Annotated in this window: 9 protein-coding genes; 5 read left to right on the forward strand and 4 right to left on the reverse strand. The window is 65.2% G+C overall.

What is annotated here, in order from left to right; translation table 11 throughout:
• Positions 1-103: 103 nt before the first annotated feature.
• The 5 genes from ACZK39_RS09595 to ACZK39_RS09615 all read left to right on the forward strand — a co-directional run bounded on the left by ACZK39_RS09595 (position 104) and on the right by ACZK39_RS09615 (position 8,234).
• On the forward strand, positions 104-1,672 hold the full coding sequence (locus ACZK39_RS09595; protein WP_463613170.1) for a type I restriction-modification system subunit M: 1,569 nt from the start codon (positions 104-106) through the stop codon (positions 1,670-1,672).
• Positions 1,672-2,718, forward strand: coding sequence for a virulence RhuM family protein (locus ACZK39_RS09600; RefSeq protein ID WP_463613171.1), 1,047 nt, complete (start codon positions 1,672-1,674; stop codon positions 2,716-2,718). The genes ACZK39_RS09595 and ACZK39_RS09600 overlap by 1 nt, the downstream gene beginning before the upstream one ends.
• Complete coding sequence (locus ACZK39_RS09605) at positions 2,715-3,947, forward strand: restriction endonuclease subunit S (RefSeq protein WP_463613172.1); 1,233 nt, start codon at positions 2,715-2,717, stop codon at positions 3,945-3,947. Before ACZK39_RS09600 ends, ACZK39_RS09605 begins: the two co-directional genes overlap by 4 nt.
• Entirely contained in the window at positions 3,944-4,840 is an 897-nt protein-coding gene (locus ACZK39_RS09610; RefSeq protein ID WP_463613173.1) for a GIY-YIG nuclease family protein, read from the forward strand. The genes ACZK39_RS09605 and ACZK39_RS09610 overlap by 4 nt, the downstream gene beginning before the upstream one ends.
• 331 nt (positions 4,841-5,171) lie before the next feature.
• Positions 5,172-8,234 carry a type I restriction endonuclease subunit R gene (locus tag ACZK39_RS09615; RefSeq protein WP_463613174.1) on the forward strand — a complete coding sequence of 1,021 codons (3,063 nt, stop codon included), beginning with the start codon at positions 5,172-5,174 and terminating at the stop codon, positions 8,232-8,234.
• 27 nt (positions 8,235-8,261) lie between these two features.
• On the opposite strand, the gene ACZK39_RS09620 is transcribed toward ACZK39_RS09615, so the two are convergent.
• The 4 genes from ACZK39_RS09620 to ACZK39_RS09635 form a co-directional block, all read right to left on the reverse strand.
• Entirely contained in the window at positions 8,262-9,509 is a 1,248-nt protein-coding gene (locus ACZK39_RS09620; protein ID WP_463613175.1) for an ATP-binding protein, read from the reverse strand.
• Positions 9,510-9,913: 404 nt separating this feature from the next.
• Entirely contained in the window at positions 9,914-12,232 is a 2,319-nt protein-coding gene (locus ACZK39_RS09625; RefSeq protein ID WP_463613176.1) for a thiamine pyrophosphate-binding protein, read from the reverse strand.
• 30 nt (positions 12,233-12,262) lie between these two features.
• Positions 12,263-13,099: a carbohydrate ABC transporter permease gene (locus ACZK39_RS09630; protein WP_463613177.1), complete on the reverse strand. Its 837-nt coding sequence runs from the start codon at positions 13,097-13,099 to the stop codon at positions 12,263-12,265.
• Positions 13,096-14,043, reverse strand: coding sequence for a carbohydrate ABC transporter permease (locus ACZK39_RS09635; protein WP_463613178.1), 948 nt, complete (start codon positions 14,041-14,043; stop codon positions 13,096-13,098). Before ACZK39_RS09635 ends, ACZK39_RS09630 begins: the two co-directional genes overlap by 4 nt.
• Between the last annotated feature and the right edge of the window lie 2 nt (positions 14,044-14,045).

Consider the following 14,045-nt stretch of genomic DNA (forward strand, 5'->3'; position numbering starts at 1 on the left):
TGGTCGCGCACCGCCGCGCAACTCGTGCGCTCGGCGTTCCTGTCCGAGCCCACCGATATCGTGAGTCCCACCCACCGACGACGACCACGGGAGACGACGCCTCATGGCACCCACGACGAAGGAAGCCCAGCGCGCTGAGCTGCACAAGACGATCTGGCGCATCGCCAACGATCTGCGCGGCAGCGTCGACGGGTGGGACTTCAAGACCTACGTGCTGGGCATGCTGTTCTACCGCTTCATCTCCGAGAACCTCACCGCCTACCTCAACTCGTTCGAGCGCGACGCCGGCCTCGCCAACTTCGACTACACCCAACTCAGCGACCCCGAAGCCGAGTTCGGCCGCGACGTCACCGTCGCCGAGAAGGGCTTCTACATCCTCCCCTCGGAGCTGTTCGTCAACGTCCGCTTCCACGCCAAGACCGACGCGAACCTCAACGAGACCCTGGAGCGGGTGTTCAAGAACATCGAGGGCTCCGCGCTCGGCACCCCCAGCGAGAACGACCTCAAAGGCCTGTTCGACGACCTCGACGTCAACTCCTCCAAGCTCGGCCCCACCGTCGCCCGCCGCAACGAGAAGCTGGTCAAACTCCTCGACGCCATCGGCGACCTGCCCCTGGGCAACTTCGAGGACAACACCATCGACCTCTTCGGCGACGCCTACGAGTACCTGATGACCATGTACGCCTCCAGCGCCGGCAAATCCGGCGGCGAGTTCTACACCCCGCAAGAGGTCTCCGAACTCCTGGCCCGCATCACCGTGGTGGGCAAGACGTCGGTGAACAAGGTCTACGACCCCGCCGCCGGCTCCGGGTCGCTGCTGCTGAAGTTCGCCAAGGTGCTGGGCAAGGACAACGTCCACAACGGGTTCTTCGGTCAGGAGATCAACCTGACCACCTACAACCTGGCGCGGATCAACATGTTCCTCCACGACATCAACTACGAGAAGTTCGACCTCGCCCACGGCGACACCCTCACCGACCCCGCCCACTGGGACGACGAGCCGTTCGAGGCGATCGTGTCCAACCCGCCCTACTCCATCAAGTGGGAAGGCGACGCCAACCCGCTACTCATCAACGACCCCCGCTTCTCCCCCGCCGGGGTCCTGGCGCCGAAGTCCAAGGCCGACCTCGCCTTCACCCTGCACATCCTCAGCTGGCTGGCCGTCGACGGCACCGCCGCCATCGTCGAGTTCCCTGGCGTCCTCTACCGCGGCGGCGCTGAGCGCAAGATCCGCCAGTACCTGATCGACAACAACTACATCGACGCCGTCATCCAGCTCCCCCCAGACCTGTTCTTCGGCACCACCATCGCCACCTGCATCATCGTGCTGAAGAAATCCAAGACCGACAACCAGGTGCTGTTCATCGACGCCTCCGCCGAGTTCACCCGCGCCGGGAATAAGAACAAGCTCACCGACCCCCACCAACGCCGCATCCTCGACGCCGTCACCGCCCGCGTCGACGAGGCCCACTACGCCAAGCTCGTCGCGGCCGGAGACATCGCCGCCAACGACTACAACATCGCAGTGTCCTCCTACGTCGAACAGGAAGACACTCACGAAGAGGTCGACATCACGGCCCTCAACGCCGAGATCGCCCGCATCGTCGCCCGCCAACAGGAACTGCGCACCGCGATCGACGAGATCGTCGCGGACCTCGAGGGAGGCTCATAGTGAGTGATTTGACCCCCTCTTCATCCGCGGAGTACCTCACCTTCATCGCTGCGACGGGCGGCGACGACGATGCAGTCGAGCTGAGGTACGAGGAGGAGAACATCTGGCTGACCCAGCGTCTGATGGCGGAGCTGTACGGCGTGTCAGTGTCGGCTATCAACCAGCATCTGAAACGTCTGTTCGATGACGGAGAGATTGATCCGGGGGCAGTTGTTAAGTCTTACTTAATCACTGCCGCCGACGGCAAGCGTTACAACACCAGGCACTACAACCTGCAGGCGATCATCGCCGTCGGATTCAAGGTGAACAACCCCCGCGCGGTGCAGTTTCGCAAGTGGGCCGCCCAGATCGTGAAGGACTATACGATCCAAGGCTGGACGATGGACGTAGAGCGCCTGAAGAGCGGCCACCGCTTCACCGAGGATTACTTCAAGCGCCAGTTGGAGCTGATCCGCGACATCCGCGCATCGGAGCGAAGGTTCTATCAGCAAATCACCGACATCTACGCGTCGGCGTTCGACTACGACCCTGAGGCTTCGACCACCCGCGAGTTCTTCGCCCTCGTGCAGAACAAGCTGCACTGGGCCACGCACCGGCACACCTCAGCAGAGCTCATCGTCGAGCGCGCGAGCGCCGAGCAACCCCACATGGGACTCACCACCTGGAACGCCGCGCTGGGCGGAAGGATCGTGAAGTCCGATGTCTCCATCGCGAAGAACTACCTGACCAGCGCTGAGTTGGACTTCCTCAACCGCATCGTCTCGATGTACCTCGACTACGCCGAGTTGCAGGCAAGTCGCCGCATCCCGATGTCGATGCAAGACTGGGCTGGCCGGTTGGACGGGTTCCTAGAGTTCAACGGCACCGAGATCCTCACCGGCCCTGGGAAGGTCTCACGCGAGCAAGCGAAGCTCCACGCCGAGACCGAGTTCGAGCGGTATCGGATCATCCAGGACCGGCAGTTCGTCAGCGACTTTGATCGGTTCCTCGAGCTCGAAGCCCAGACCGAGGCGGGCGCCGACCCTGCCGATAAGGACGGATCATGAGCAGGATCGACGACCTGATCGCGGACCGTTGCCCCGACGGTGTCCCCTTCGTGTTGTTGGGAGACTTCGCCACCCTCATTCGAGGCAACGGTATGCCGAAGACGGAACTCACTGAATCAGGCGTGGGGGCGATCCATTACGGGCAGATCTACACGAATTACGGGACGTGGGCGAAGCAGACGACTTCCTTCGTCTCGCCTCAGTCGGCCCTGAGACTCGCACCGGCCTCGCCCGGTGACGTCATCATCACCAACACAAGCGAGAACCTCGCAGATGTAGGTAAGGCCGTCGCGTGGCTCGGCGACGAACCCATCGTCACCGGTGGCCACGCGACTGTTATCCGCCACGAACAAGATCCGAAGTTCCTTTCATACTGGTTTCAGACGCCGTCCTTTTCTGCCCAGAAGCGTGCGCTGGCTACGGGCACGAAGGTAATCGACGTGTCCGCGAACCAGCTGCTGAAGGTGCGAATTCCCTTGCCGCCGTTGGAGATGCAGCGTGAGATCGTCCGCATCCTGGATCACTTCAGCGAGCTGGAAGCGAAGCTGGAAACGAAGCTGGAGGCGGAGCTGGAAGCTCGTCGGGTTCAATATGTCCACCTACGCGACCGCCTCCTCACCGACGGGGCCTCCAGCTTGGAACCCCTAGGTGCGGTGGGCTCTTTCATGCGAGGCCGGCGCTTCACCAAGAACGACCGAGTCGACGATGCGGGTATCGGCGCGATCCACTACGGCGAGATCTACACGCACTATGGAGTCTTCACTACCGAGGCCGCGACCTCCGTCCGGTCAGAACTGCGTACCCAACTGCGGTTCGCTGAGCAGGGAGACGTGGTGTTCGCAGCGGTTGGTGAGACGGTTGAGGACGTGGGTAAGGCTGTCGCGTGGCTTGGCGATGAGCCGGTGGCCGTCCATGACGACTGCTTCACGTTCAGGCATTCGCTGAACCCGAAGTACGTGTCCTACTGGTCTCAGACCCGCGCGTTCCATGACGCGAAGGCTCAGTACGTGGCTCGAGCCAAGGTGAAGCGCCTGTCGGGTGAGAACCTCGCGAAGATCCCCATCGCGCTTCGTCCTCTTGATGAGCAGGAGCGCATCGTGGAGACGCTGGATGCGTTCGATGCCCTGCTCAATGACCTCAGCGTGGGCCTGTCAGCCGAGCTGGCGGCCCGTCGTCGGCAGTACGAGTACTACCGCGACAAGCTGCTCACCTTCGAGGAGATGCGATGAACGGCAAGCACATCGAGCTGTTCCTCGTCGAGGGAGTGCCGGGTGGGATCACGACGGCGGAGATCGCCGGCTGGACCGGACACGTGCTGTCCGGGCCGCGCGCTGATCTTGCCGACATCCTCAAGCGCGACGAGGCACAACGCAACGGCGCCTACCTACTGATGGGGAAGGACGACGAGGCCATCGGCGGCGAGACCTGTTACATCGGGCGCACCGAGAACTTCCGGAACCGGTTCAGGGATCACAAGGCCAAGAAGGAGTTCTGGGACCGCGCGGTGCTCATCACCGCCAAGGACGACGGCTTCAACGAGGGTCACTGGGGCTACCTTGAAGCGCGGTTGGTAGACCTGGCTCGGCAGGCCGCGCGGGTGACGCTCCGCAACGACAACACACCACAAGGACGCAAGCTGTCCGAGGCCCAGGCCTCGGACATGGAGGCATTCCTCAGCCACCTGCACATCATCCTTCCCGTCCTCGGCGTGAACGTGATCCGCACCCGGACGACGCCCCAGGCCGAACCGAAGCCGTCGACGGACTCCCCCGTCTTCACGCTGACCCGCCCCCACCTGGGTGTTCAAGCCAGGGCGCAGCTCTTCGGCGACGAGTTCACGATCCTCGCCGGCTCCCTGGTGGTAGGCGCGTGGTCAGGCACCGGAAAGGCGCAGAGCACCCAGCGGGCCTACGCCTCATACCGGGCGCAGCACCAGAAGCTGGTGGCGGACGGCTCCATCGTCGTGGAGGGCAAGGTCGGGCGCCTGACCCGCGACGTGCCGTTCACCTCGCCGTCGACCGCCGGCGCCGTCGCCCTCGGCCGGTCGTGCAACGGCAGAATCGAATGGGTCTGGGAAGGCGGAAACTATGCCGACTGGGAGAACCGTGGCCTCGCCATCTGACCTCGCACCCTCGCTGCCAGATCGGACCGCTTGTCAGTCATATTCGAGTGTCCCGGCACCGTCGTCGCCACGAGGCGTCAGTGCATCATTCCACCGTCATACCAAAGGATTAGCATGACGATCAGCATGATGAAGGCGGTGGAGTTGCATGACTGAGGGGTCGGAGTCACGATCCTGTGAGAGCACTGCGGCTCTCACGACCGTCGATCGAGTACTTCAAGTGGTGCCCTTGGAACAGATCCTGGCCAGCGCACCGGGACCTCAGTTCGGTGGCATTCCCGATCTCAGCGACGAAGAGGCAGACGCCTTTCTCGACGCATTGGGCCTCTGAATGGGTGGCCCAACCCAGCCCGCCTGGGGACCGACGCCATCACACTTCGAGGCGATCGCTATCAGTGCGGAGAGCACGGTGGTGGCCGAGTACCCGGCGGAGGCATCGTCGCCTCCCGGGTACCAGTCGGAGGCCCAGCTCGAGCGGGAGTTCATCCGCATCCTCGAGTCGCAGGCCTACGAGCGCCTTCACGCGCACAGCGAGCAGGACCTGATCGCGAACCTTCGCCGCCAGCTGGAGGCATTGAACCAACTCACGTTCTCGGATGTGGAGTGGGAGCAGTTCTTCTCTGCTCAGGTGGCCAGCGCCAACGCCGGCATCGCGGACAAGACGGTCAGCATCCAGGAGGACCATGTCAAGCTGCTGCGCCGCGACGACGGGACGACGAAGAACGTGCGCCTGATCGACAAGGAGCACATCCACAACAACAAGCTGCAGGTCCTCAACCAGTACGAGACCGGCGTTGGGGATGGCGGCGCGAGGCACGCGACGCGCTACGACGTAACGGTCCTGGTCAACGGGCTGCCGCTGGTGCACGTGGAGTTGAAGCGTCGCGGGGTGGACATCCGGGAGGCGTTCAACCAGATCGACCGCTACCAGCGCGACTCGTTCTGGGCCGGGACGGGGCTGTTCGAGTACGTGCAGCTGTTCGTCATCTCCAACGGCACCCTGACGAAGTACTACTCCAACACCACCCGCAGTCAGCACATCAAGGAGGCGTCGGGGTCGAAGCGGACGAAGAAGACGTCGAACTCGTTCGAGTTCACCTCATGGTGGGCCGACGCGGGCAACCGGCCGATCCAGGACCTGCCCGCGTTCGCGAAGACGTTCTTCGCCCGGCACACTCTGCTCAACATCCTGACCCGATACTGCGTGCTCACCTCGGACCGGCTGCTGCTGGTGATGAGGCCCTACCAGATCGTCGCCACCGAGAAGATCCTGAACAAGGTCCAGATCGCCACCAACTACAAGCAGCTCGGCACCCTCAACGCGGGCGGATATGTGTGGCACACCACCGGCTCGGGCAAGACGCTGACCAGCTTCAAGGCCGCCCAGCTGGCCACCCGGATGCCGGGGGTGGAGAAGGTGCTGTTCGTCGTCGACCGCAAGGACCTCGACTACCAGACCATGCGCGAATACGAACGCTTCCAGAAGGGCGCGGCGAACTCAAACACATCAACCGCCATCCTGAAGAAGCAACTGGAGGACCCGGCGGCGCGGATCATCATCACCACCATCCAGAAGCTGGCCACGTTCATCGCCGCGAACAAGGGCCACGAGATCTACACCGGGCACTTGGTGATCATCTTCGACGAGTGCCACCGCTCCCAGTTCGGCGACATGCACACCGCCATCACCCGCGCCTTCAAGCGCTACCACCTGTTCGGGTTCACCGGCACCCCGATCTTCGCCGCCAACTCCGGCACCGGCGGCAACCCGCAGCTGAAGACCACCGAGCAGGCGTTCGGGAACAAGCTGCACACCTACACCATCGTCGACGCCATCACCGACAAGAACGTGCTGCCGTTCCGGATCGACTACGTCAACACCATCCAGGTCGGCCAGGTCACCGACAAGCAGGTCTCCGCCATCGACACCGAACGCGCCCTCCTCGCCCCCGAACGGCTCGCGAAGATCGTCGAGTACACCCGTGAGCACTTCGACCAGAAGACCAAACGCTCCCAGGCCTACACGCTCGGCGAGAAGAGGGTCCGCGGCTTCAACGCCCTGTTCGCCACCGCGTCGATCGAGGCGGCACGGATGTACTACAACCAGTTCGCCCTCCAGCAGCAGGACCTCACCCCCGACAATCGGCTCAAGGTGGGTTTGATCTTTTCCTATGCCGCCAACGAGGCCCTCGGCGACGGGGTGCTCGACGAGGAGGGTTTCGACACCTACCAGCTCGACGCCTCAGCCCGGGACTTCCTGGAAGACGCCATCCAGGACTACAACGACCTCTTCGGCACCAGCTGGGACACCTCCGCGAAGCAGTTCGAGAGCTACTACAAGGATCTGTCGATGCGGCTGAAGAACCGCGAGATCGACCTGGTGATCGTGGTCAACATGTTCCTCACCGGCTTCGACGCCACCACCCTGAACACTCTGTTCGTGGACAAGAACCTGCGCGCCCACGGCCTCATCCAGGCCTACTCCCGCACCAACCGCATCCTCAACTCGGTCAAGACCTACGGCAACATCGTCTCCTTCCGCGACCTCGAGGAGCAGACCAACGACGCCATCGCCCTGTTCGGCAACCGCGACGCCCGAGGCGTCGTCCTGCTCAAGCCCTACCGCGAGTACTACGACGAGTACGCCGACAAGGTCACCGAGCTGCTGGACCGGTTCCCCCTCGGGCAGCAGATCATCGGGGAAGGCGAGCAGAAGGCGTTCATCGCCCTCTTCGGCGCCATCCTGCGGTTGACCAACATCCTCACCTCGTTCGACGAATTCACCGGCCACGAGATCCTCACCGACCGCCAGAGCCAGGACTACCGCAGCCTCTACCTCGACTTCTACGCCGAATACCGCAAGGACACCGACGCAGAGAAGGAGACCATCAACGACGACGTGGTCTTCGAGATCGAGCTGGTCAAGCAGGTCGAGATCAACGTCGACTACATCCTCATGCTCGTCGACAGGTACCGCCAGGAACGAGGCGACGGCGACGACAAGGAACTGCGCGCCACCATCACCCGCGCCGTCGACGCCTCCCCCAGCCTGCGCAGCAAGAAGGACCTCATCGAGGCGTTCGTCGACTCCGTCTCCGCCCACGGCCAGCTCGACGCCGAATGGCAGGCCTATATCGCCCAGCGGCGCGAGGCCGAACTGCAGACCATCATCGACGACGAGCACCTCAAGCCTGAGGAGACCAGGCGCTTCGTCGCCCATGCCTTCGTCGACGGTGCCCTCCAGACCACCGGCACAGCAGTGACGAAGATCCTCCCGCCCGTCTCCCGCTTCGCCGCGGCGAACGGTCACGGCGAGAAGAAGGCAAGGGTGCTGTCGCGGCTGGCGGCATTCCTCGACCGCTTCCTCGGCCTGGGGACAGGCGAGCCAAGGTGAGTCGCTTCAGGCCGTGAAAGTCGGGGTCTACATGCGCCAGAGGACGTCGAGCGGAGCCGCGGTGATCCGGTCCCCGAAGGGCGCAGCGGCAGGCCCGGTATGAAGGATGACCCCCTGCACGAACCGTCGCCCGAGGCGATCACGCATCGCGGCGAGCCAACGGGCGTCGGAGGCGCCGACGGACGAGCTCGCCTTGACCTCCACGGCGACCACCCGGCCGTCGGCGGCCTCCAGCACGAGGTCCACCTCGGCGCCGCCGTGGTCGCGGTAATGCCAGAGTCTCGGGGCCTCGTCCGACCAGCCCAGTTGGCGGCGCAGTTCGCCGGCTACGAAACCCTCGAGTAGACCTTTCGCCATCTGCAGGGCAGACGCGCCTTGCCCAAGCGCGTCTACGTTGACGAGCCGCGCAGCGAGGCCGGTGTCGAGCAGAGCGCACTTGGGCCGCGCGACAACCCGCTTGGACAGGTTGGTCGACCATGCTGGGATCCGCTGGATGAGATAAAGGGTCTCGAGCAGCGACAGGTATGGCGCCAGCGTCCGCACAGGAATCCCGGCGTCATTGGCGATGCCCGCGACATTCAACTCTGCCGCATCTCGAGCAGCCAGCAGCCGCAGGAGCAGCGGCAGTTCCTCCAATCGCTGCAGGCCTGACACATCGTGGGCATCGCGTTCGGTGATCCGACGCACATAGTTGTCGTACCAGTCCGCCCGTCTGCGCCCACGCGCCCGGGCCAAGGCCTCCGGATACCCACCGGCGTACGCACGCTCGAGGTAGTCAGCCCGCGTCAGGTTGCTGCGATGACCAGCGGCTGAGTCCCCGCCGAACATTCGGTCGATGAATGTCTCCCGACGTCCTTCGAGTTCCCCCTGGCTGAACCCGAACAACTCCACATCCTCGGCGCGGCCGGCCAAGCTGTCCTGCATGGCGGGAAGCCGGAGCAGGTTGGCGGAGCCAGTCAGGAGGAACCGGCCCGGACGCGGGTCGGCGTCCACTGTCATCTTCAGCGCGAGGATGAGCGCTGGCACCCGCTGGACCTCGTCGATGGCCAGCAGCCCCTCGGGGAACTGACGTACGAAGCCGGCCGGATCAAGCTCCGCTGCCGTTCGGGTCACCTCGTCGTCCAGTGTCACCAGCCGGCCGCCGCGCAGGGTGACGACTTCCGACGCAAGGGTTGACTTGCCCACCTGCCGCGCCCCCTGGACCACCACGATCCTGGTGTCGTTCAGCGCCTCGAGTATCCGGGGCCTGAGGAAGCGTTCCAAGAGCAGTGCCATGCCCAGAGCATAGATGACTACTCACCGATTTTCGTCACTTTGTTCGCCGATTTTCGTCGCCGTGCTCGCCGATTTTCATTCCCGACACGGTCCGTTTCACTGGTGCCACCACAAGCGACCGGCGTCGTCGGGAGATATACCTGGCCACCGTCGGGCGGTCCTCGACAGGTCCTTGCCGCTGGCCACCCGCTCCCTCGACATCGTCACGTCTCCGCTTGGAGATCGCGCGGGCCAGATCGGACTGGCCTTCACGGTATCGATGAACTGCTCTCGCCGGAGGCATTGTCCATATGGCTCGAGCACGGCACCCCGATGGGGCTCAGACAACTGACGGCCTGAGCCTGGATCTGCGCTGCCGCAACCGCTGGTGACAGAAGCGGTGGACCCACCCGGAACAGGTCGCTCTACAGACTCAGCACGCCCAAAGCCGCGTTCACGATCGAGCCCGCGTCGAGGTGGTGCTCCCGATACAACGCGTCGACCGACCCGCTCTGCCCGAACGAGTCCACCCCCAGCGACGCCGTCGGGACGCCCAGCGCACCGCCCAACCAGGTGAGCGAGTGGCTCGCAGCGTCCTGGACGGTGACGATCGGCCGCCGCTCGCGGAACACGGCGCGCAACGCCCCTGGCAGACCCGCCGTGCGCGCGGTGCGCACCCCGTCGACGATCCCCGCCCGCCAGTCCCGGTACAGCCGCCCCGGGCTGGTGACGTCGACCACATCCACCAGGATCCCCTCATCGGCCAGCTCACCAGCGGCGGCCAGCACCTCCGGCAGGACCGCACCGGCACCCACCAACGACACCGCCGGGCCTCGACGGTCCGCGCCAGCGCCGGAATCCCGCAGCAGATAGGCGCCCCCCAGCACCTGTCCGCGGATCACGGCGGTGCCCAGCCGCTGCTCCGCCGCCTCGAACGCGTCCTGCGCCACAGGCCGCGTGCTCAACCTGAAGTACGCCGCGTCCGCGGTCCTCCCGTCGGCCCGGAGCACGCGCCCGGCCGCGTCGCACAGCAGCCAGTCCAGCGGCTTGACGAAGGCCGGCTCGTGCAGCGTCAGCCCGGGCAACTCCAGGCCGATCGACGCCGTGATGGTCGACTGATGGGCGCCGCCCTCGGGCGCCAGGGTGACCCCCGACGGTGTCCCGGCGAAGATGAAGGACGCGCCCGAGTACACGGCGTAGATCAGGGCATCGAGCCCGCGGCAGACGAACGGGTCGTACACCGTGCCGATCGGCAGCAACCGTTGGCCGGAGAAGTGCCCAGCCAGCCCCAGATGCGAGAGGAGGAGGAAGAAGTTCATCTCCGAGATCCCCAGCTCGATGTGCTGCCCGGCGGGCCCCTCGCGCCACCGCAGCATCGGGTCGTGGGACCACACCTGGCGCTCATCCTCGGCGAAGACGCCCACCTTGTTGATCCAGCCGGCCAGGTTGGTCGACGTCGCCACGTCCGGTGAGGTGGTCACGAGGTGACGGCCAAGATCGTCGTCGCGGCCCAGATCGGTGAGGATCCGCCCGAACGCCTCCTGCGTGCTCACCGGCCGGCTGGTCCGAGGGCCCGTGGACAGCGGCACCGCTGGCGCCGCCGGCAGCACGGCCGTCTCGCGGCGCAGGTGCGCGGCCCGGCGCTTGAGCAACTCCGACTCCGGCGAGCCGTCGGCGAAGCCCGCCCACCAGTCGTCGTCCGGGATGCCGAGCTCGGCGCGGAGCACCTCGACCTGCTCGCTGGACAGCACGGCGGCGTGGTTGCGGGCGTTGCCCTGGATGGGCAGGCCCCATCCCTTGTGGGTGTAGGCGAAGATGACCGAGGGCCGGTCGCGGTCTGCGTCGGCCTGCTCGAGCGCCTCGATGACGCTGGGGAGGTCGTGCCCGCCCAGGTCGGTGACCAGCGCCGCCACCGACGCGTCGTCCTCGTCGGCCAGCAGGCCGACGACGTCCCTCGGGGCGCCGTCCAGCAGCCGCGACCGCAGCTCCAACGGCGACAGCCCGAACAGCGACTGGTAGCGCTCGTTGGGCATGACGTCGATCCACTCCCGCAACGGCTCTCCCCCACGCTCCTCCACGAACGCGCGGAACCGGCGGCCGTACTTGAGCTGGATGGCCTGCCAGCCGTGCGCCTCGAACGCCGCGTGCCACGGGCTGATCCGCATGTCCGGGACGATCCGGTCCAGGCTCTGCCGGTTGAAGTCGACGAGCCAGGTCACCGACCCGAGGCGGTTCGACGCCGGGTCGTGCACGGCCTCCCAGATGTTGCCCTCGTCGAGCTCCGCGTCGCCCAGAAGCGCCACGAAGCGCGAATCGGGCCGCCTACCGAAGTGGGCGTCCACGTAGTGGCGCGTCGACGCCGCGAAGATGGTGGCCGCCGGTCCGAGCCCCACGGATCCGGTGGAGAAGTCCACGCGGTCGGGATCCTTGGTGCGCGACGGGTAGGCCTGGAGCCCGCCGAAGTCACGAAGCCTGGTCAGGTACGAGCGGTCCAGGTCGCCCAACAGGTACTGGATGGCGTGGAGCACCGGGCTGCCGTGGGGCTTCACCGCCACGAAGTCGTCCGCGTCGAGATGGTGCAGGTACAGCGCGGTCATCAACGTCACCATGGAAGCGCACGAGGCCTGATGGCCGCCCACCTTGATGTGGTCGACGTCGGGCCGCACATGGTTGGCGTGCTCGATCATGGCTGTGGAGAGCCACAGGATTCTCTGCTGGATCGACTCAAGCGTGGCGCGGTCCATGGCGGATCACTTCCCTTTCGGAGTGGTGGGTCAGCCCTTGGTGGCGCCCTGCGTGAGCCCGGCGACGATCCACCGGCTGGCGAAGGCGAACAGCACCATGGTGGGCAGGATGGTCAGCACCGCGGCGGCGGACATCGGGCCCCACTCGATGTTGAAGCTGGAGATGAATCCGTTGAGCGCCGTCGGGATGGTCTTGCGGTCGTCGGTGTTGATGAGCGTGACCGACAGGAACAGCTCGTTCCAGCAGTTTACGAAGTTGAAGATGTAGGTGGCGATGATGCCCGGCGTCATGACCGGCACCACCACCCTCCACAGCGCGCTGAACCGGGAGCAGCCGTCCACCATGGCGGCCTCCTCCAGGCTGTCGGGCACGTTGTCAAAGAACCCGCGCAGCATGATCGAGGAGAACGGGATGGTCATGGCCGTGTAGACCAGCGCCAGGCCGAACCGGCTGTCGACCAGCCCCAGCTGGGTGAACATCTGGTAGAGCGGGCCGAGCGCGATGAAGGCCGGGATCATCTGGGTGACGAGGAACGCCAGCATGACGGCGCCCTTGCCCCTGAACGTGAACCGCGACAACACGTAGGCGCTCAGCAGCGCGATCAGCGTCGCCACCGCCGCGGCGGCCGACGACACGATGATGCTGTTGAGCAGGTAGGAGCCGAACTGGGCCTTCTGGAACAGCCCGGCGTAGTTCTCGAGCGAGAACTCCCGCGGCCAGTACCTGACGGGATACTCGGCGATCTGGCTGGCCGGCTTGAAGGAGGTCAGCAGGATCCAGTAGAGCGGGAAGAGCGTGATGAGCATCCACACGCTCAGGCCCACGGCCCGGAACGCCTTGATGAGGAATGGGTCCCTGTTGATCATCGCGTCGGCCCCGTCCGGTTCAGCAGGAGAAGGTAGAGCCCCGTGAAGGTCACCAGGACCGCCATGACGATGAAGCCCAGCGCCGACGCGATGCCGTAGTCACCCTGCTGGGTGAACTGGATCATCCAGGTGGTGACGATCTGGGTGCGGTCCCCGGGCCCGCCGCCGGTCATGGCGTAGATGATGTCGGGGAAGTTGAAGATCCAGATCACGCGCAGCAGCACCGTGAGGACCAGCGTGGACCTGATGGTGGGGATGGTGATCTGGAACAGCGTCCTGAACCTGCCGGCGCCGTCGAGGGCGGCCGCCTCGTACAACTCATCCGGGACGGACTGGAGCGCGGCGAGGATCATGATGGCGAAGAACGTGACGCCGTACCAGATGTTGGCCAGGATCACCGACAGCATCGCGAGCTCCGGCTTGGCCAGCCAGGGGATGGGCGCGTCCACCACGCCCACCCGCATCAGCAGGTCGTTGACCACGCCGAACTCGGAGTTGAACATCCACCGGAAGAGGATGCCGATGAGGAATCCGGACACCGCCCACGGGTAGAAGACGACGGCCTGGTAGAGGCCCCGGAAGCGGAACGTCCTCCGCAGGCCCAGGGCGATGAGGAACCCGAGCAGGAACTGCGGGATCAGCGACCCGAGGACCCAGATCAGCGAGTTCATCATGACGCGCGGGAAGTTGGAGTCCGTCGCGACGGTGACGAAGTTGTCCAGGCCGACGAAGGGGGTGTCGGTGAGGTCCCACATGCTCCAGCGGCGGAACGCCATCTGGCTGCCGATGAGCATGGGCAGGTAGGTGAAGATGCCTACGACGACGATGGCGGGGGCCAGGAAGGCGAGGACCTGGAGCCCCTTCCTGACCGAGAAGACGCGCCGGGACGCGTGGCGGGGGCCGTTCACCCCCGCCACGCGCTCAGCGGTCTTGTCGGTTGCCACGA

The sequence above is a fragment of the Tessaracoccus luoxuelianae genome (genome assembly GCF_055326245.1).